The following is a 19,155-nucleotide window of genomic DNA, read 5'->3' on the forward strand; positions in this document are numbered from 1 at the left end:
GCTCAGGCGGTCGGCTTGAGGCTGACGTCGATCGCGTCCAGCTCGGTGTAGCACTCGCCCTTCTTGAAGGTGACCGTGTTCGTCCCCGCCTTCAGATCGAGGTCGACCGCGGAGGTGCCGAGCAGGTCCCAGCTGTACGACTGGTACGTCATCGTGGCCGGCGTCCCGCCGTTGGCGTCGACGATGTGCGTGCAGGGCGTGCCGATCCCGTTGGCGCCGCGGGCCCGGATCCGATAGGTGCCGGCGGCACCGACGTCGAAGGTGAACTTGACGAAGCTGGTCGATAGGTCGATGTACCCGACCTTCGCGCCACCGGACGCGGAGATGATCTGCGTCCGCTTGGTCGGTGCGCCGCTGATCGTCGCGTTGGCGGTCTGCTCGGCCTCGAACCGGGTCACCTCCAGCCCGGTCAGCGCGGCGTACCAGCGGACCGCGGCCTTGGACGCGGCGCCGTAGTTCGGGTGCCACATGTCGACGAAGTCGTAGGGCTGGAACAGGCCGGAGTTCGCGTCCAGATAGCCGACATGCTTGCCGTTAGCAACTTTCCCGGCGACGATGCCGGGAATCGTGGAGTTGAAGGCGGAGACCCGGGTGTAGTACGTGGCGTTGGCGAGCTGCGGGATCGCGCTCACGAAGACCTTCACGTTCGGCAGCGTGCTGGTCATGGTGTCGATCAGCGCCGACAGCTTGCCCGGGGCGGCACCGGCGTCGGCGTCGCTGTACATGTCGTTGGTGCCGATCTGGAGCGTGATCACGTCGGGCTGGTAGGTGTTCAGCCAGCCGACGACATTGGCCTGGATGTTGGCGATGGTCCAGCTGCCGTGGCCCTCGTTGTCGGGGTCCATCAGGTTCGCCGGCCCGTTGACCTGGGAGCCGACGAAGTCGATCGGCCGGCCGTCCGCCCGCAGCAGCTGCCACAGGTCGGGCCGGTACGACGCCGCGCCGTTGCCGGTGGAGTTGGCGGTGATCGAGTCACCGATCGGCATGATCTTGGTCGGCGTCGCCCGGTTGATCGGTACGGCGGGGGCGTCGGCGGCGGGTGCGGCCGTCGTACTGGTGGTGAGGGTTCCGGCGGTGACGCCGGTTCCGATCAGCGCGGCCACGCTGAGCAGCGCGGGCAGGGCACGGGCGATCGCACGCATGGAGGTCTCCTCGAAACTGGACGGGTGCGCCTTGATCGTCAGTCGCCGCCGGGGGACCGGCAAACCTTTCGACCGACCCCGAACCTCCGAGTGGACCGTTAAGGTCGGATCCATGACTGGTGAGGCGAGATTGGTCTACGAGGATGCGCTGACCGGCTACGACTTCGGCCGTGGGCATCCGATGAGCCCGATCCGGGTGCAGCTGACCATCCGCCTGGCCCGGGAGCTCGGGATCCTCGACCACCTGCCGATCGTCCCGGCGCCGGTGGCGAGTGACGACCTGCTGCGCACGGTGCACACGGCGGAGTACGTCGAGGCGGTCAAACGCGCTAGCGACGATCCCGACGTACCGGATCTTGCGCATGGACTCGGGTCGGACGACACGTACAACTTCGCCGGGATGCACGCGGTGAGCGCGCAGATCGCCGGGGCCAGCGTCGAGGCCGCGCGGTCGGTTTGGGAGGGCGAGGTGCTGCACGCGGTGAACATCGCCGGCGGCCTGCACCACGCGATGCCGAACCGGGCCAGTGGGTTCTGCGTCTACAACGACCCGGCGATCGCGATCCAGTGGCTGCTCGATCACGGCGCCGAGCGGGTCGCGTACGTGGATGTCGACGTGCACCACGGGGACGGCGTACAGGAAGTCTTCTACAACGATCCGCGGGTGCTGACCGTGAGCCTGCACGAGTCGCCGACCACGCTCTTCCCAGGGACGGGTGGATCGGGGGAGATCGGTGGGCCGGATGCGCAGGGGTCCGCGGTGAATGTGCCGCTGCCGCCGGGGACCGGGGATGCGGGATGGCTGCGGGCGTTCCACGCGATCGTGCCGGACGTGGTTCGCGCGTTCCGGCCTTCGATCCTGGTGACGCAGCACGGGTGTGACTCGCATGTGGAGGATCCGCTGGCGCATCTGACCAAGACGGTTGATGGGCAGCGGGCGGCGTACCTGGCTCTGCACGATCTGGCACACGAGGTCACCGACGGGAAGTGGGTCGCGACCGGGGGCGGGGGCTACGCGATCATCGACGTCGTCCCGCGCGCGTGGAGCCATCTGCTGGCGATCGTCGCCGGGAAGCCGGTCGATCCGCAGACTCCGGTGCCGGAGGCGTGGCGGGAAGAGGTACAGATCCGGTTCGGGCGGGTGGCGCCGCTGCGGATGACGGACGGGCGCGACCCGGAGTACATCGACTGGTCGACCGGTTACAACCCGGACACCTGGTTGGACCGCTCGATCAAGGCCACCCGGGACATCAGTTTTCCGTACCTGGGCCTCGACCCTACGTACTGACTTCGTCACAGGATCGAGTCACACGAGTCCCCCTCTTTCCCATTCGCACCAACAGCCACTACCCTCGACACATGCACGGACGGAGGTGCCGGAGGGGAAGCCGGCGCACGATCCGTGCTGGAAGTGCGGTGCGCAAATGGCATCAAAGAAGTCCGGTGGTGAGCAGCCGCTCGCAGAGGTGAAGTTTCTGACCGTGGCAGAGGTTGCCACGGCCATGCGCGTGTCCAAGATGACGGTGTACCGGTTGGTGCATTCCGGTGAGCTGCCCGCGGTGCGGGTGGGTCGTTCGTTCCGGGTGTCGGAGGACGCAGTGCACGACTACCTCAAGGGCGCCTTCTTTCAGGCCGGATAACCACGAGAGAGGCGGCCGGATCCCTGTCTGGGGACCGGCCGCCTCGTCATGTGTCCAGTCCTTGCAGCGTTCGCAGTACGGCGATCGCCTGCCGGACCGTTTCGTCGGGGTACCCGTCCCAGACCTTGTGCTGGGCCGCGGAGCTGGCGACCACAGCCTCCTCGGCCGCCTTGACCCCGTCCGCGGTGAGCCGGATCTGCGTGCCGCGGCCGTCCTCCGGATCAGGCTCGCGGTCGACGTAGCCCCGCCGTACCAGCTGGTTGATCACGTTGCTGGTGCGGCTCAGGTCCGACGGCTTCTGCCGGTACGGCGCTCCCTCACGCCGCAGCGCGACGATCACGTCGTACTCGGCCGACGTGAGGCCGAGCTCCCGTAGTACCGGCCGGCCTGCTCCAGACCGCGTCCACGTCGCCTGAGCTTCCGGGCTATGGCTGGATCTGTACGGCGGGGTGGTTGCTCGCCATTCCATCTGCGGCCGGGGGCGTGGGTTCATGGTTGCTCGCCGCTGCGGCCGGCTCACAGAGACGGGTGGCTGGCGCCCGGCGCGTGGCTGAGGGAGATGGACCCGTCAGCGACCGCGTCCACGTCGCCTGAGCTTCCGGGCTTCGGTTGCCGCCGGTAGCGAGCATGCCTGCAAAGTGGCCCACCGCGCCGAACACCCCCACAGGCCCTCACCGGCCATCCCCCATCTGATGGGTTCACCCATCAGCTTGTGGGTTCTGCACCCGCATGCGAGTCCAGAACCCACCACCTCACGGGCTAACCCACCAAATGGCGGCCGCAGGGATCGCCGGGAGTACTCCCGCGCCCGGCGACCCTCACCGGCCATCCTCATTTGATGGGTTCACCCATCAGCTTGTGGGTTCTGTACCCGCATGCGAGTCCAGAACCCACCACCTCGTGGGTTAACCCACCAAATGGCAGCCGCAGGGGTCGCTGGGAGTACTCCCGCGCTTGGCGGCCCTCGCTAAGTGGTGGATTTTCGTCACCGGGTCCCCACAACTCCCCAACTACCGCGACCCACCCCCGCACCGGGGACCGCCTGCTCCTTACCAGTGAACTTTTCGGCGCCTAGACCCGAAAAGTTCACCCATAACGCGAAACACGCCCCTGCCGGTCGCGCCCGTTCGCTGGCTGGAACGTTTTGTCCACATAGCGACCTGACCGTCTACTCGGCGCCGATCTCGAACCTCAGCCACAGCCCGGAAGCTCAGGCGACGGGAACTGCGGTCGCCGACCGCGCCATCCCCCTCAGCCCCGCGCCCACGCCAGCCACCCGCCACTGTAAATCGGCCGCAGCGGCGAGCAACCACAAACCCACGCCCCCGGCCGCAGACGGAATGGCGAGTAACCACCGCGCCATACCGGACGGCACCCCAACCCCCGCCCGCATCCCCTGATGCGTTTGAACGGATATCCCCTGAAATGGTCCCTTCTCACCTCGGATTTTCAGGGGAGAAGGGACCAGTTGCGGGGTTATCCGTTCAAATTGCCGGAGGCGCGAGCGCGGGGGTGGTTAGCGGGTGAGGAGGTTGTGGAGGGCGGTTAGGACTTCGGTGGGGGACTCTTCGGCTAGGAAGTGGCCGGCGGTGGTGAGTTGGTGGTGGAGGTTGGGGGCCCAGGCTTGCCAGCGGGCGGTGGCGTCGAAGCCTAGGGCGGTGCCCCAGTCTTGCTGGATGACGGTGACGGGCATGGCGAGTTTGTTGCCGGCGGCAAGGGATTCGGTGTCGTGGGTGACGTCGATGGTGGCGGAGGCTCGGTAGTCGGCGACGATCGAGGGGATCGCCTCGCGGGAGGCGGTGAGGTAGGCGGAACGGACTTCGGCGGGGATGGCGGTCGGGTCTTTGGTCCAGATGTCGAGGAAGTGGCCGAAGAAGGCGTCGGGGGCGCCGGCGATCAGCTTCTCCGGGAGGCCGGGCGGCTGCGCCATCAGGTAGAGGTGGAAGCCGATGGCGGCGGTGGTGCCGTGCATGACTTCCCACATGTCGAGAGTCGGCAGTACGTCGAGTGACAGCAGGTGGGTGACCGCGTCCGGGTGGTCGAGGGCGGCCCGGAAGGCGACCAAAGCGCCGCGGTCATGACCGGCCAAGGCGAACGTCGAGTGGCCGAGCGATCGAACCGCTGTGACGATGTCCAGGGCCATCGTGCGTTTCGAGTAACCGTCGGCCGGCTTGGAGCTGTCGCCATAGCCACGCAGGTCAGGGCAGATGACCGTGTGTTCGGTCGCGAGCTTGGTGGCGACGTGACGCCACATGAGGTGGGTCTGTGGGAATCCGTGCAGCAGGACAACCGGCGTACCGGAGCCGCCGACTGCGACGTTGAGGGTGATGCCGTCGGCGCCCGGGAGTTGGAGGTAGTCGAATCCGTTGATCTTCACGCGTTCAGGCTCGCGCGGGCGGATGAGCGCTGGATGAGCACGTTACGGTGAGCGGGTGGAGTTCGGGGTGCTCGGGTCGGTGGTGGCTTGGGATGACGCGGGAGAGCTGGTCGCGCTCAAGGGCCCGCGGCATCGCGCCGTACTGGCTCGGTTGATCGTCGCGCGGGGGAGGGTGGTGCCCGCGACGCGACTGGTCGACGATCTGTGGGTAGATCCGCCGGAGGGTGCGTTGAGCGCCGTACGGACGTTTGTGGCCGCGCTCCGGCGGTCTCTCGAGCCGGAGCGCGCACCGCGGACCCAGCCGCAGTTGCTGGTGACCGAGGGGCCTGGGTACGTGCTCAAAGCAACGTCTGTCGACGCCTGGCGCTTTGAGGACGCCGTGAAGGCAGGGGAGTATGAGACTGCCCTCAAGCTCTGGCGCGGTCCCGCGTACGCCGACTTCGCCGGAGAGCCGTGGGCCCAGGCGGAGCGAGTCCGGCTGACCGAGCTGCGGCTGCTGGCTGTGGAGCGGTTGGCGGAGGCACGACTGACCGCCGGTCAGGCCGCGACGGCAGTGGCTGAGCTGGACGCGCATGTGACCGACCACCCCTGGCGTGAGGAGGGCTGGCGGCTCCTGGCGCTGTCGCTCTACCAGTCCGGTCGGCAGGCCGACGCACTCGCCGTACTGCGACGTGCCCGCGCCATGCTGGTCGAGCAGCTAGGCATCGACCCCGGTACGGCGCTAGTGCGGCTCGAGGCGGACATCCTCAACCAAGCCGTGGAGTCCGCGTCGGTGTGGTCCGTCACCGCAGCCGCCTACCAACGCACCACCGGTGCAAAAGCGCAGCTGGAGTCAACGGTTGGGATGCTGCGCAGTCTCGCGGTCACCGGCGAGCTCGCCGAGGTACGCCGGCACCGCTTGGCGGCCATCGCCGCAGCCGAGCAGCTCGGGGATCCGGACCTCGCTGCGCGAGTGATCGGCGCGTACGACGTACCGGCGATCTGGACGCGGTCCGACGACGAGGCGGAAGCCGCAGCGATCGTGCGCGCCGCCGAGCGGGTCCTCCCGACCCAGGACCACCCTGCGCTGCGCGCACGCCTGCTCGCCACGATCGCCTTGGAATCAAGGGGATCCAGTGCCGCCCGTCCCTTGGAAGCTGCTCGTGAGGCTGAGCAGATCGCCCGCACGCTGGACGATCCCGCGATCCTCGCCTTCGCGCTGAACGGCGTCTTCATCCAGTCCTGTCGCCAAGCCGGTCAGTCGGAGACCCGCGACGGGATCGGCGCCGAGCTGACCGCACTCGCCGCCCGCCACGCGCTCCCGGCGTACGAGATCCTCGGGCACCTCATCCGCCTGCAGTCCGCGTGCGCCATCGCCGACCACACTGCCGCGGACGAGCACGCAGCCGCGGCCGATGCGCTGGGTGCCCGACACGACTCACCGCTCGTCGGCGTCTTCACCAGCTGGTACGCCGCCCTCCGCGCCGACACCCCGACTGCCTACACGCAAGCCGCGACCCATCACCCCGCGACCGCCATGCCTGGCCTCGATCACGGCCTGCTCCCACTCGCTCTCGCGGCCCACAGCCTCCGCCACGAGCTCCCCATCTCGCAGAATGCCGACTACGGTCCCCACATGCCGTGGATCCAGCCGCTACTCATGATTGCCCAGGGCAAGTATTCCTACGCGGCTCGCTTGCTCAGCCACGTCGCGCCCCCACCCCCAGGCCTGCTCCTCGAAGCGCACTGGGCTCTCCTCGCTCAAGCCGCCAAAGCCGCAGATCACCAACCTCTGCTGGCGAAAGCCCAAGCTGCCCTCCGTCCGGCCGCGGCCGAACAGGCCGGTGCCCAGTCCGGCTTCCTCACCCTCGGTCCAGTCGCCAGCTACCTCTAGAGGTTGTCCGGCGAACCAGCCTCGGCCCGCCGATCACTCGCGACGCGCTGCTCCTGGTGAGCGTGATGCGAGGTTGGCCGATAAGCCTCCTCGTACGCCGCCACTGCCCCGGCCAGGCCCGACCCATGCCCGCGCCCCTTCGCCCACCGCGCAAACACGGTGAGCCCGGACAGCACCACCACCAGACCACCGACGAAGATCACGTAGGCCATGACTTCAGGCTCGCTTCCTCGCCCGCACCGCGAGGGAATGCGGTACGCCGGGGCCCTCTGGCTCGATGAATCGCTCGAGGGCGAGACCGGTGCTCAGGAACGCGTTGAGGTAGTCGGCGAGCGGGACGTGGCTCATCCCGATGTGCTGGCGGATGCCGCCGTCACCCCAGTACGGCGCGGGCTCGTGCCAACCGGGTTGCCGGTACGACGTGTGCGCCGTCCGGCTGCCGTCGTCGTTGTACACGACATGCGGCCCGTTGAAGCACGGATGCACGCCGTACTCGATGAAGACGCCGCCGGGCCGGAGGACGCGAGTGGCCTCCCGCAGGACGTCTCCGAAGTCGTCGACGTCGGTGGAGATCCACATCACCATCACGGTGTCGAAGGACTCGTCCGGGAACGGCAGTGCGGCCGCGTCACCGACCATCAGCGGGCCGTCGGTTCGGGTGCGCGCGAGGCGGAGCTGGTCGGACGAGTAGTCGAGACCGACCACCTCGCGGCCGCTGGCCCGGATGGTCTGGAAGTTGCGTCCGGTCCCGCAGCCGATGTCCAGGCAGGGGCCGGAGCCCTCGCCGAGCAGCTCGAGCAGGCCGGGTTGATGCGGCTCCGCGCCGTTCACGAAGCGGTCGTCGTACCAGTCGGCCAGACCGTCGTACCGAGCCTTGGTGACAGTGTTCATGGCGCCTCCCCAGACGTGATCTCCACCCTACCCAAGGCCCGCTTTAGGTCCACGACGATACGTACGGGTAAGCTTTGCCGACGTTCTCTTTGAGTTTGGATGGTCCACTGTGGGTTCTGTAATCAAGAAGCGCCGCAAGCGTATGGCGAAGAAGAAGCACCGCAAGCTGCTGAAGAAGACGCGGGTTCAGCGCCGCAAGCTCGGTAAGTAGCCGTAGTTCCCGCCGCGCCCGGCGATCTGAGGTGGCGCGGCGATCGGTGGGGTTGCTGTCTGGCTGGGGGCTTCTCGTGGCACAGGTGGTAATGGTGACCGGCGTCTCGCGAGATGCCGGTGCTCGGTGTGCCCGCAGACTGGCCGACGATCCGTCGATCGGCACGGTGCTCGGCGTCGACGTGGTTCCGCCACGGGCCGAGCTGGGCCGGGTCCGGTTCGTCCGGGCGGACATCCGCAATCCCGTGATCGCGAAAGTGATCGCCGCCGAGGACGTCGACACCGTCGTCCATACCGGCGTGGTGGCCACCCCGGGCAGTGCCGGCGGCCGGTCGTCGATGAAGGAGATCAACGTCATCGGCACCATGCAGCTGCTCGCCGCCTGTCAGAAGGCGTCCGGCGTGGCCAAGCTGGTGGTGAAGTCGTCCACCACGGTGTACGGCGCGGGTCCGCGGGATCCGGCCATGTTCACCGAGGAGATGGCGCCGCGGGCGATCCATCAGACCGGTCTGAGCAAGGACGCGGTCGAGGTCGAGGGGTATGTGCGCGGGTTCGCCCGGCGCCGCCCCGATGTCTGCGTGACCACGCTCCGGATGGCGAACTGGATCGGCCCCAAGACCGACTCCCCGATGACGCGCTACTTCGGCATGCCCGTCGTACCGACCGTCTTCGGGTATGACGCCCGTCTGCAGTTCCTGCACGAGGACGACGGCGTCGAGGCCATCCACCACGCGACGGTGAACGATCTGCCCGGCACCTTCAACCTGGCCGGCGACGGCGTGCTCGCCCTCTCCCAAGCGATCCGGCGGCTCGGCCGCCCGACGCTCCGGCTCCCTTCTTTCACCGCATCCAGTACGGCGGCCGCCGTACGGCGCGCGCGGTTGGCCGACTTCTCGCCGGACCAGATCACGTTCCTGACCTACGGCCGGGTCGTCGACACCACGCGGATGCGGAGCGCCTTCGGGTTCGAGCCGCGGTTCACCACCGCCGGGGCGTTCGACGAGTTCCGCCGGTCGCTCGGTCCGGGCGCGGCCAGCCAGATCGCATCGGTGCTGTCGACCGGACTCGGAGCGCTGCGTGGCTGACGCGGATGTGATCCCGATCGGTTCCGGTGGACGCCCGGGTCGAGGCAGCGGACGTCGTACGACGCCGTCCGCGGCTGCGCGCGCTCTCGCGGGACCAGGAGCGGCGCGGTCGTCCAAGAAGAAGAAGGTCAAGACCGCAGAACCGGATGCCGTCGACGAGACGGTGACCGAGATGCCGCGTTCGGACGGCGCCTCCCAGGCTGAGGGCGCGCCGAGCGTCGAAGGCGGAGCGACCTCCACCCGGACTGAGCAGCGGGCACCGGACCTGGGCGGCCTGGCCGCGGGTCTGGCCGGACTCGACTTCGCCGCGCTCGAGCGGATCGTGCGCGACATGTTCGGTGCCGATGGTGAACGACGACTGGCAGAGTGGTTCGCGTTCCTGCGCCGGCGGTTGTCGGGGGAGTACGAGGTCGACGAGTTCGGGTTCGACTCCGACCTGACCGATCAGATCCTGCTGCCGATGCTGCGGCCGCTCGCGGAGAAGTGGTTCCGGGTCGAGGTGCGCGGGGTGGAGAACATCCCGGAGACCGGGAGCGCGCTGATCGTCGCGAACCACTCGGGCACGATGCCGCTCGACGGCCTGATCACCCAGCTGATCGTCGCGGACCACACCAACCGGCCGCTGCGCACGCTCGCGGCCGACCTGGTGTTCCGGACGCCGTTCGTCGGTGAGTGGTCCCGCAAGGGCGGCGCCACGCTGGCGAACAACGACGACGCCGAGCGGCTGCTTCGCCAGGGCAACCTGGTCGGCGTCTGGCCCGAGGGGTTCAAGGGACTCGGCAAGCCGTTCAGCGAGCGCTACAAGCTGCAGCGGTTCGGCCGGGGTGGATTCGTCAGCGCCGCGATGCGGACCGGCGTACCGATCGTGCCGTGCTCGATCGTCGGCGCCGAGGAGATCTACCCGCTCGTCGGCAACCTCTCCTCGCTGGCCCGCCTGATGGGCGTTCCGTATGTCCCGGTGACCCCGTTCTTCCCGCTGCTCGGGCCGCTCGGCCTGATCCCGCTGCCGTCGAAGTGGCTGATCGAGTTCGGTGAACCGATCCGCACCGACGAGTTCCCCGAGGGCGCCGCCGACGACCCGATGCTGGTCTTCAACGTGACCGACCAGGTCCGCGAAACCATCCAGCAGACCCTCTACACCCTGCTCGTCCAGCGCCGCAGCGTCTTCTTCTGAGGCACCACAACGAAGAAGCCCGGCCGCGAGGGCCGGGCTTCCTTGGTGGTGCAAGGGGTGCTGTTACTTCCAGGGCGGGAGCAGGGTCTGCAGGACGCCCGGGACGTTGATCAGCGGTGGGAGGCTCAGGCTGGGAAACGGCCAGGGCCAGGACGGGCTGGTGGTCGGGCCGGTCGGGGTACCCGTAGGTGTCCCGGTCGGCTTGGAGCCGGACGGTAGCGGAGGGGTCTTCAGAGCGCTCGGTGGCGGCGTCTGGGACTCCTCGACGATCGTCGTGTTCGGCACCTTGCTGGGGGCCGCGGACGGCACACTGCTGGGACCCGATGACGGCTTGGTCACCGGCGGGGTCTTCAGCTTGCCGGGTGGCTTGGTCGACTGCTCGACCGTCGTCGGCACCTGCTGGTTCTTCGCCGGCTTCGGCTTGTCGCACTTCGGGCAGGCCGTCGTGGTGTGCTGAGCCAGGTCGTCGATCGTGGACAACGCCTCGACCGCCGACTTCAGCGACTCCGGTGGCAGCTTCGGCCCGAGCTCGACCAGTGCCTGGCGGGCGCTGGTGATGAACGTCGTGACCGCGGTGATCGCACTCGCGTCGCCGTCCTGCTGGTACGACGCGACCAACCGGGTCACACCCCTGCGGGCCTGCACCGAGAAGTCGTCGAGAGTGCCGTTGATGGTGGTCGCGGACCCGCCGTTCTCGGCGAGCGCCCGGACCTCGGACAGCCGGGTCTTGGCGTGATCGAGCTCGCGCCGGCCGCGGGAGTCGTCGCCGACCCCGACATTGGTGGCCACGTTCTCGATACTGCGCTTCATCCCGTACAAAGTGTCGCCGGGCATCGCCTGCTGAGCGGCAGCGGCAGAACCGATGCCACCTCCCAGCAGCACCAACGCGGCGGTACTGGCCACGAGCCGGATGCGCCGGCCATGACGATGGCGGATATCTGTCACGGACGCGTCGACGTCCTCGCCACTCGGCGGGTCGTCGGAGCTGTCAGGAGTGCTGCGCACCATGGTCGGAGTACTGGTCGCCGCGCGGGCGGCCGCCTGCTCAAGCAGACGGTGCCGCAGCTCGGCGCTGAACTCCGGTCGGGGTGCGACTGCGCCGGCGGTCCTCAGCCGTCCGACGAGTTCTACAGCCTCTTCCAACTCCGGGTCATCGCTCAGTCGCGAAGAGTGACGGGGCCCGTGATCGACGGCGTGCGCGAAGGTCTCCGCGCGCGCTCGAGCCCTGTGTAGGTCACTCATGGATCTCGTTCTCCTCAATGGCCAGTCGGGATTACCGACAGGTCCTCACGAGGGAGAACGACGAAACTGCCTGACGGGTTACGGAAGACGCTCGTTGTCATCCGTCTCACCTCAAGTCCTTCGGGATAACCTTCGCCAAGTGCCGGACGGCCCTCAGTTGCAGTTGCTTGACGGCGCCTTCGGACTTCTCCAGCGCCCTGGCCGTTTCCGCGATCGACAAACCGGCGAAGAACCGCATCGTCAGGCAGTCGCGTTGTTCGTCGGGCAAGCCCGCGACGGCGTCCCGCAGGACCTCGGCGGTGGCGGCGGCCAGTACGTCGACCTCCGGCCCCTCGGTCTGCCGGTCGTGCGTCTCGATCTCGTCCGTGACCACCTCGAGCCGGACCCGGCCCGATTTGTAGTGGTCGGTGATCAGGTTCCGGGCGATGGTCACCAGCCAGGCGCCGAAGTCCCGTCCCTGCCAGCGGAACGAGTCCAGCGCGCGCAGCGCCCGGACGAAGGTCTCGCTGGTCAGGTCCTCGGCGAGTGCCGATGAGGACACCCGGGCGTAAATGTAGCGATAGACGGTGAGCGAGTACTCGTCGTAGAGCTCACCGAAGGCACCGACGTCACCTGCCTGAGCGCGATCGACGAGCTCTGCCCGTCTCATCCCGTCCGGACTTGGCTCCGGCGTCGTCAAGATCTCTCCCCGTTCGAAAGACACGTCGTCTGACACATCCGCGCATGGCCACAGCGGCTGACGACGTGGGCGAGCACTGAGCGTTACGCCCAGAGCACTCGCTGTCAACAGCTTGCGGCGTGCCGCCTTCCCGTCGGTCGTTCGTCACGAAACGAATGCGCCAGCGGACCGCTCCCGTCACCACCTGATGACGCAATGCAGCCTGCTGTCGGGGTTGTCGCGCATGGTCTCCCCGGACGTGGACGGGGTTTCTGCAGTGTGAGGTTCAGCAGAAGCAACATCCACGAGTTCACCTGTATATCTCCCGTTACGCTCCGCTGCAACCATTCCGGCCAAGCCGGCTGCTCGGTGAGCGTGGATCGGCCATGGCAGACTCAACGGGTGGACTTCAATTTCGCGGACCTGCTTCGTGACACAGCGCGACGTCACGGCGATCGGGTCGCGCTGGTCGACGGCGACCGGCGACTGACCTGGACCGAGCTCGACGCGGCCGTCGAGACCGCTGCCCGGGGGTTCGCCGCGGCCGGTCTGGTGCCCGGCTGGCGGGTCATCCTGCTGGTTGCCAACAGCATCGAGTTCGTCACCTCCTACCTGGGCGTTCTTCGCTCGGGTCTGGTCGCGGTGCCACTGAACACCGGCCTGACCAAGTCCGAGGTGGATACCGTCGTGGCGCACTCCGGAGCCCGCCTCGCGGTCACTGACGCGGACCTGGCCGGGCTGGTCGAGGGGGTCCGGACAGTGCGCGCCGGCGACCTCGAAGGTGACGCTGTGTTACAGCCGACGATCGACCCCGAGACCCTCGCGGTGCTCCTCTACACCTCGGGCACCAGTGGAGATCCGCGGGCCGCGATGCTCACGCATCGCGCACTCACGGCCAACGTGAAGAATCTCTCCGAGCTCGGCCCCGACAGAATGGGACCCGAGGACGTGGTCCTCGGTGTCCTGCCGATGTTCCACGCCTTCGGCCTGAACGCCGTCCTCGGCTGGACCGTGGCGACCGGCGCGGCCCTGGTCATCGACCAGCGTTTCGACGCCGCGCACACCCTCGAGCTGGTCAAACAGCACGAAGTCACCCGGCTGCCGCTCGCGCCGCCGGCCCTGCACGCGCTGCTGGCCCAACCAGACCTCCGTACGGCGCTCGCCGGCGTGAAGGTCGTGTTGACCGGCGCATCCGCGTTGGAGCGCAGCCTGGCTGACCGCTTCGAGCAGGTGACCGGTCTCTATGTGCACCAGGGCTACGGCCTGACCGAGGCCTCTCCAGGTGTGACCACCACCCTGGACGAGGAAGAGCCGAAGCCCGGCTCGGTCGGCCGCCCGCTGCCGAACGTCGAGCTCCGGATCGCGGACGAACAGGGTGAGGACGTCGAGGGTGACGACCCCGGCGAGATTCTGATCCGCGGCGCGAACGTCTTCTCCGGCTACTGGCCGGACGGTGTGGACGGTCCGGACGCCGACGGCTGGTACCGGACCGGTGACGTCGGCTTCCTGGACTCGGACGGCGACCTTTTCCTGGTGGACCGGTTGCGCGAGCTGATCATCGTGTCCGGGTTCAACGTCTTCCCCAGCGAGGTCGAAGACGTGCTGGTCGCGGCCGACGGCGTACTGGAGGCCGCGGTGATCGGCGTACCGTCCGAGGACACCGGCGAGGCCATCAAGGCGTTCATCGTTCCCGAGACCGGTACGACGGTGGATCCCGAGGCCGTGGCCGCTTATGCGTCCACCCGGCTGGCGCGGTTCAAGTGCCCGAGCGAGCTCGAGGTCGTCGAGCAGCTGCCGCACTCGGTCACCGGCAAGGTGGCCAAGGGCCGGCTGCGGGCGGAGGGATGAGCGCTCGCGTCACGCTCTACGGGAAGCCCGGCTGTCACCTCTGTGACGACGCCCGGGTGATCGTCGAGGCGGTCTGTGCCGAGCTCGGCGTGGAGTGGACCGAGGTCGACATCACCCAGGACGACGCCCTCTTCACCCAGTACGGCGAGCAGATCCCGGTCACGCTCGTGGACGGCAAGCAGCACGACTTCTGGCGGGTCGACCCGGCGCGACTGCGCAAGGCGCTTACTGCTTAGTGCTGTCGGTCACCCTGGGGTTCGCCGATTTTGTTCTCACGTTCACAAGCTCCTAGAGTAAGAGGAGCCGCAGGGTACTGAACGCGGCTGATGAGAACCACCCCCCAGGAGAATTGTGACGCGTGCCAGCAGCCGTCGTCCCGGCCCGCCGACGAGAACCGAACGCGGCATCCCCGAGGCGACTGTCGCGCGCTTGCCGGTCTACCTGCGGGCGCTGACCGCGCTGTCGGACAGTGGTATCGCGACCGCGTCGAGTGAGGACCTGGCCACCGCGGCCGGGGTGAACTCCGCGAAGCTCCGCAAGGACCTGTCCTACCTGGGCTCCTACGGCACCCGCGGCGTCGGGTACGACGTGGAGTACCTGCGCTACCAGATCGCTCGCGAGATCGGCGTCACCCAGGACTGGGCGGTCGTCATCGTCGGGATCGGAAACCTGGGTCACGCGCTGGCGAACTACTCCGGCTTCGGGACCCGCGGGTTCCGGATCGTCGCCCTGCTCGACGCCGACCCGACGCTGGTCGGCGAGCGGATCGGTGACATGGAGGTCCGCGACTTCGCCGAGCTCGAGCACATCGTCGAGACCGACCGGGTCTCGATCGGCGTCATCACCACGCCCGCCGGTCCGGCCCAGGAGGTCTGCGACCGGCTGGTCGCGGCCGGGGTGACCAGCATCCTGAACTTCGCGCCGGTGGTGCTGTCCGTGCCCGACGGCGTCGACATCCGCAAGGTGGACCTCTCGATCGAGTTGCAGATCCTGGCGTACCACGAACAACGAAAGTCCGGAGAGGTGGCGCTCCCCCAGGTGCCCGAGCTACCAGCGACCAACGGTCTCGCTTCCGATCTGCCCGCCGTGGGTGGAGGTGTGAGCGCATGAGTTATTTGGTTGTCGGGATCAGTCATCGCTCCGCGGACATCAATGTGCTGGAGCGGGTCGCGCTGGATCCGGACGCGGCGATCAAGCTCGCGCTGGCCGTGCAGAACTCGCCGGCCGTGACGGAGTCCGCCGTACTGGCGACCTGTAACCGCACCGAGGTGTATGCGACCGTCGACCGCTTCCACGCGGGCATGGACGAGGTCACCGCGATCCTGTCCGACGTCACCGGCGTACCGCTGATCGATCTGGCCGAGCACCTGTACGTGCACTTCGAGGAGGGCGCGGTCGCGCACCTCTTCCAGGTCGCGGTCGGGCTGGACTCGATGATCGTCGGCGAGAGCCAGATCCTCGGCCAGGTGAAGGAGACGCTGCGCGTCGGCCAGGACCTGGAGACGATCGGCACCGACCTGAATGCCCTTCTGCAGCACGCGTTGCGGGTCGGCAAGCGGGCTCGCACCGAGACCGGGATCGACTCCGCCGGACGTTCGGTCGTCTCGGCCGGGCTCGACGCGGTCGGTGGCTTCGAGGGTCGCCGCGCACTGATCGTCGGCGCCGGTTCGATGGCCTCGCTGGCCGCGCAGACCCTGATCAACAACGGCGCCAAGAGCGTGGTCATTGCCAACCGCAACTATGACCGTGCGGTCGCGCTGACCGAACGCATCGGCGGTACGGCGATCCAGCTGGCCAACGTCCCGGACGCGCTCGCCGAGGCCGACCTGGTGGTGTCGTGCACCGGCGCTCGTGGTGTGGTGCTGACCGCCGAGATGATCCAGAACGCCAGTGACGGAAGGCCTTTCGGCGTACTGGATGTGGCGCTGCCGCGCGACGTCGCGCCCGAGGCCGCCCGCATTCCTGGCGTCACGCTGGTCACGTTGGCCGATCTCGCGGGCACTGCTGGTGGCAGTGCGCACGACATCGAGGACGTACGGCGGATCGTTGGCGAGGAGACCGGGGTGTTCGAGGCGACCCGGCGGGCCGCCTCGGTGGCGCCGACCGTTGTCGCTCTGCGGACGATGGCCAGCGAGCTCGTCGATTCCGAGCTGGCCCGGCTGGACCGCCGGCTGCCCGGCCTGGACGACAACCAGCGCCACGAGGTGGCCCGGACGATCCGCCGGGTCGTCGACAAGGTGCTGCACAACCCGACCGTTCGGGTGAAGGAACTTGCCGCCGATCCCGGCGGACCGACGTACGCGAACGCGCTGCGCGAACTGTTCGCCCTCGACCAGGCGACGGTCGACGCGGTGACGACGCCCAAGGCGCGCGGAGGTGAGCACGCATGATCCGACTGGGGACCCGGCGGTCCGCACTGGCGACGGTCCAGGCAAACCTGGTGGCCGACCAGTTGCGCGCCCTCGGGCACGAGGTCGAACTGGTCCCGATCGTCACCACCGGCGACGTCAATCTGGCGCCGATGCAGCAGATCGGTGGCACCGGGGTCTTCGTCAGCGCCCTGCGCGACGCCCTGATGGCCGGAGAGATCGACATCGCGGTGCACTCGCTCAAGGATCTGCCGACCATTCCGGTCGAGGGCCTGATGGTCGGCGCGATCCCGGTCCGCGAGGACCCGCGCGACGTACTGGTCGCCCGCGACGGACTCACGCTCGGTGAGCTGCAGCAGGGCGCGCTGGTCGGGACGGGTTCGGCCCGCCGGGTCGCGATGCTCGAAGGGCTCGGTCTGGGGCTGGAGCTGACCGGGATCCGCGGCAACGTGGACACCCGGATCAAGCTCGTCACCGACGGTAAATTGGACGCAGTGGTGCTTGCGAGGGCAGGGTTGGCCCGGTTGGGACGGCTCGCCGAGGTGACCGAGACCCTGGATCCGATCCAGGTTCTGCCCGCTCCGGGACAAGGTGCCCTGGGCATCGAGTGCCGGGCGGACGACGCCGAGGTGCTGGCCGCCCTGGCTCCGCTGGAGGACCCGGCCACCCGCGCGGCGGTGACAGCGGAACGGCAGATGATGGCCACACTCGAGGCAGGGTGCTCGGCTCCGGTCGGAGCCCTCGCCGAGGTGGTCGAGGGTGAGGACGGTCCCGAGCTCTGGCTGCGGGGCGCGCTCGGCCAGGACGACGGCGTACGGCGGCTCTCCGCGAACGGGCCGGTGGACGACCCGGTGTCCCTCGGCATAGCGCTGGCGAACGAGTTGCTGGAGCGCGAATGAATCCACCGGCACAAGGCACGACGACAGCCAAGAAGACAAGCACCACGAGGACGAGGGCGAAGGCAGACGTGAGCAGCGCACAGACAGCAGCCTCCACCGCGGTATCCGCGACACCTCAGACAGTGCCGGCGAAGGCTGCCGCGACCAGTACGGCGGCCAAGGCGGCCAGACCGCTCGGCCATGTCACGTTCGTCGGCGTCGGCCCGGGTGACCCCTCGCTGCTGACACTGGCCGGACGCGACGTCCTGGCCGGTGCGGACGCGGTCGTCGTCGAGGGCCCCGAGCACGACGCCTTCCTGACCTACTGCAAGCCGGGCGTCGAGGTGATCGACGGTTCCGGCGCCGAGGGCAGCCGCGCACTGCGCGTCGCGGCCCGCGGCCGGCTGGTGGTGAAGACCGCCAAGTCCGCGGCGAACGTCGTCCGCCTGCTGACCGGTGACCCGTTCACCTTCTCCAGCGGTGCGGAGGAGGCGGCCGCGTGCCGCAAGGCCGGGATCGGCTTCAACGTGATCCCCGGGGTCAGCGAGGTGAGCGCGGTCCCGACGTACGCCGGGATCCCGCTGACCATGAAGAACGACCGCGAGGTCACGGTGCTCGACCTGGCCGAGACCAAGCTCGACCTGAGCCGCCTGCACGCCAAGCAGACGCTGGTCCTGCTGAACGCGACCGACGTCCTCAAGGACACCGTCGCCGCGCTCGTCGAGGCCGGCTTCGACGCGTCGACCCCGGTCGCCGCGACCGTCGGCGGCACGACGACCGCGCAGACCAGTGTGGTCGGCACGCTCGAGACGATCGTCGCGGACCTGCGCGCCGCCAAGGTCACCGGCGAGGCCGTGATCGTGGTCGGTGCCGTGGTCGAGCAGCGCGAGGCGCTGTCCTGGTTCGAGACCAAGCCGCTGTTCGGCTGGCGGATCCTGGTGCCGCGCACCAAGGACCAGGCCGGTCCGCTGATGGACCGCCTCCGCCGGTACGGCGCGATGCCCGAAGAGGTCCCCACGATCTCGGTGGAGCCGCCGCGCAACCCGCAGCAGATGGACAAGGCGATCCGCGGGCTCGTCGAGGGCCGCTACGAGTGGGTCGCGTTCACCTCGGTCAACGCGGTCAAGGCGGTCCGGGAGAAGTTCGACGAGTACGGGCTGGACGCGCGGGCGTTCTCCGGGCTGAAGATCGCGGCGGTCGGCGACAAGACCGCCGAGGCGATCGGTGCCTGGGGCATCCGTCCGGACCTGACCCCGACCGGTGAGCAGTCCGCCGCCGGCCTGGTCGAGGACTGGCCGCCGTTCGACGAGGTGCTGGACCCGATCAACCGGGTCTTCCTGCCGCGTGCGGACATCGCGACCGAGACGCTGGTTGCCGGACTCACCGATCTCGGCTGGGAGGTCGACGACGTCACGGCGTACCGGACCGTCCGGGCCGCCCCGCCGCCCGCGCCGACGCGCGAGGCGATCAAGTCGGGCAAGTTCGACGCGGTCGTGTTCACGTCCTCCTCGACCGTGCGCAACCTGGTCGGCATCGCCGGCAAGCCGCACGCGTCGACGGTGATCGCGGTGATCGGCCCGGCCACGCTGAAGACGGCCGAGGAGCACGGACTGCGCGTCGACGCGATGGCCGATGCGCCGTCCGCCGAGGAGCTGGCCGACGCACTCGCCCGGTTCGGTGCGGACCGGCGTGACACCATGGTGGAGGCGGGCGAGCCCGTCACCCGCCCCTCGGAACGTCGTGCAGGATCCCGTAGGAAGAGCTAATG

Annotated in this window: 19 protein-coding genes; 12 read left to right on the plus strand and 7 right to left on the minus strand. The window is 68.7% G+C overall.

Features of this window, described 5'->3' with window-relative positions; all coding sequences use genetic code 11:
• Positions 1-2 precede the first annotated feature (2 nt).
• On the minus strand, positions 3-1,142 hold the full coding sequence (locus ACIA49_RS08760; RefSeq protein WP_396376529.1) for a GDSL-type esterase/lipase family protein: 1,140 nt from the start codon (positions 1,140-1,142) through the stop codon (positions 3-5).
• A gap of 112 nt (positions 1,143-1,254) precedes the next feature.
• Between ACIA49_RS08760 and ACIA49_RS08765 the strand changes: the two genes are divergently transcribed.
• Together ACIA49_RS08765 and ACIA49_RS08770 are read left to right on the plus strand one after the other, a co-directional pair.
• Positions 1,255-2,430: an acetoin utilization protein AcuC gene (locus tag ACIA49_RS08765; protein WP_396376530.1), complete on the plus strand. Its 1,176-nt coding sequence runs from the start codon at positions 1,255-1,257 to the stop codon at positions 2,428-2,430.
• Between the two features lie 136 nt (positions 2,431-2,566).
• Positions 2,567-2,782 carry a helix-turn-helix domain-containing protein gene (locus ACIA49_RS08770; RefSeq protein ID WP_012923942.1) on the plus strand — a complete coding sequence of 72 codons (216 nt, stop codon included), beginning with the start codon at positions 2,567-2,569 and terminating at the stop codon, positions 2,780-2,782.
• Positions 2,783-2,828: 46 nt separating this feature from the next.
• Here ACIA49_RS08770 and ACIA49_RS08775 read toward each other — a convergent pair whose 3' ends face one another.
• Positions 2,829-3,275 carry a MarR family winged helix-turn-helix transcriptional regulator gene (locus ACIA49_RS08775; protein WP_396376532.1) on the minus strand — a complete coding sequence of 149 codons (447 nt, stop codon included), beginning with the start codon at positions 3,273-3,275 and terminating at the stop codon, positions 2,829-2,831.
• A 1,023-nt stretch (positions 3,276-4,298) separates the two neighbouring features.
• Entirely contained in the window at positions 4,299-5,159 is an 861-nt protein-coding gene (locus tag ACIA49_RS08780) for an alpha/beta fold hydrolase (RefSeq protein WP_396376533.1), read from the minus strand.
• 55 nt (positions 5,160-5,214) lie between these two features.
• Between ACIA49_RS08780 and ACIA49_RS08785 the strand changes: the two genes are divergently transcribed.
• Complete coding sequence (locus tag ACIA49_RS08785; RefSeq protein ID WP_396376534.1) at positions 5,215-7,032, plus strand: BTAD domain-containing putative transcriptional regulator; 1,818 nt, start codon at positions 5,215-5,217, stop codon at positions 7,030-7,032.
• Here ACIA49_RS08785 and ACIA49_RS08790 read toward each other — a convergent pair.
• Positions 7,029-7,244 (minus strand): hypothetical protein, encoded by a 216-nt coding sequence (locus ACIA49_RS08790; RefSeq protein WP_396376535.1) that lies wholly within the window; start codon positions 7,242-7,244, stop codon positions 7,029-7,031. The two genes, ACIA49_RS08785 and ACIA49_RS08790, sit on opposite strands and share 4 nt — an antisense overlap.
• 4 nt (positions 7,245-7,248) lie before the next feature.
• Positions 7,249-7,923, minus strand: a complete 675-nt coding sequence (locus ACIA49_RS08795) for a class I SAM-dependent methyltransferase (RefSeq protein WP_396376536.1) — start codon at positions 7,921-7,923, stop codon at positions 7,249-7,251.
• A 109-nt stretch (positions 7,924-8,032) separates the two neighbouring features.
• Here ACIA49_RS08795 and ACIA49_RS08800 point away from each other — a divergent pair, with 109 nt between their 5' ends.
• The 3 genes from ACIA49_RS08800 (at position 8,033) to ACIA49_RS08810 (ending at position 10,392) form a co-directional block, all read left to right on the plus strand.
• Positions 8,033-8,134, plus strand: coding sequence for a 30S ribosomal protein bS22 (locus ACIA49_RS08800; protein WP_008356322.1), 102 nt, complete (start codon positions 8,033-8,035; stop codon positions 8,132-8,134).
• Positions 8,135-8,225: 91 nt separating this feature from the next.
• The gene (locus ACIA49_RS08805; protein ID WP_396377175.1) at positions 8,226-9,218 is read left to right on the plus strand and encodes an NAD-dependent epimerase/dehydratase family protein; all 993 of its coding nucleotides are present in this window, start codon (positions 8,226-8,228) and stop codon (positions 9,216-9,218) included.
• Complete coding sequence (locus tag ACIA49_RS08810; RefSeq protein WP_396376538.1) at positions 9,211-10,392, plus strand: lysophospholipid acyltransferase family protein; 1,182 nt, start codon at positions 9,211-9,213, stop codon at positions 10,390-10,392. The genes ACIA49_RS08805 and ACIA49_RS08810 overlap by 8 nt, the downstream gene beginning before the upstream one ends.
• Before the next feature lie 63 nt (positions 10,393-10,455).
• Here the strand turns inward: ACIA49_RS08810 and ACIA49_RS08815 are convergent, their stop codons facing one another.
• Both ACIA49_RS08815 and ACIA49_RS08820 read right to left on the minus strand, forming a co-directional pair.
• Positions 10,456-11,634 (minus strand): DUF5667 domain-containing protein, encoded by a 1,179-nt coding sequence (locus ACIA49_RS08815; RefSeq protein WP_396376539.1) that lies wholly within the window; start codon positions 11,632-11,634, stop codon positions 10,456-10,458.
• A 106-nt stretch (positions 11,635-11,740) separates the two neighbouring features.
• On the minus strand, positions 11,741-12,283 hold the full coding sequence (locus ACIA49_RS08820) for a sigma-70 family RNA polymerase sigma factor (protein ID WP_132164702.1): 543 nt from the start codon (positions 12,281-12,283) through the stop codon (positions 11,741-11,743).
• A gap of 411 nt (positions 12,284-12,694) precedes the next feature.
• Between ACIA49_RS08820 and ACIA49_RS08825 the strand changes: the two genes are divergently transcribed.
• The 6 genes from ACIA49_RS08825 (at position 12,695) to ACIA49_RS08850 (ending at position 19,153) form a co-directional block, all read left to right on the plus strand.
• Positions 12,695-14,140 carry a class I adenylate-forming enzyme family protein gene (locus tag ACIA49_RS08825; protein WP_396376540.1) on the plus strand — a complete coding sequence of 482 codons (1,446 nt, stop codon included), beginning with the start codon at positions 12,695-12,697 and terminating at the stop codon, positions 14,138-14,140.
• Positions 14,137-14,376, plus strand: coding sequence for a glutaredoxin family protein (locus ACIA49_RS08830; RefSeq protein ID WP_396376541.1), 240 nt, complete (start codon positions 14,137-14,139; stop codon positions 14,374-14,376). Before ACIA49_RS08825 ends, ACIA49_RS08830 begins: the two co-directional genes overlap by 4 nt.
• A 115-nt stretch (positions 14,377-14,491) precedes the next feature.
• On the plus strand, positions 14,492-15,250 hold the full coding sequence (locus tag ACIA49_RS08835) for a redox-sensing transcriptional repressor Rex (RefSeq protein ID WP_396376542.1): 759 nt from the start codon (positions 14,492-14,494) through the stop codon (positions 15,248-15,250).
• Complete coding sequence (locus ACIA49_RS08840; protein ID WP_396376543.1) at positions 15,247-16,530, plus strand: glutamyl-tRNA reductase; 1,284 nt, start codon at positions 15,247-15,249, stop codon at positions 16,528-16,530. The genes ACIA49_RS08835 and ACIA49_RS08840 overlap by 4 nt, the downstream gene beginning before the upstream one ends.
• On the plus strand, positions 16,527-17,408 hold the full coding sequence (gene hemC, locus ACIA49_RS08845; protein ID WP_396376544.1) for a hydroxymethylbilane synthase: 882 nt from the start codon (positions 16,527-16,529) through the stop codon (positions 17,406-17,408). The genes ACIA49_RS08840 and hemC overlap by 4 nt, the downstream gene beginning before the upstream one ends.
• The gene (locus ACIA49_RS08850) at positions 17,405-19,153 is read left to right on the plus strand and encodes a uroporphyrinogen-III synthase (protein ID WP_396376545.1); all 1,749 of its coding nucleotides are present in this window, start codon (positions 17,405-17,407) and stop codon (positions 19,151-19,153) included. The genes hemC and ACIA49_RS08850 overlap by 4 nt, the downstream gene beginning before the upstream one ends.
• Positions 19,154-19,155 lie beyond the last annotated feature (2 nt).

The organism is Kribbella sp. NPDC051587, from assembly GCF_044453945.1.
Lineage (GTDB): Bacteria > Actinomycetota > Actinomycetes > Propionibacteriales > Kribbellaceae > Kribbella.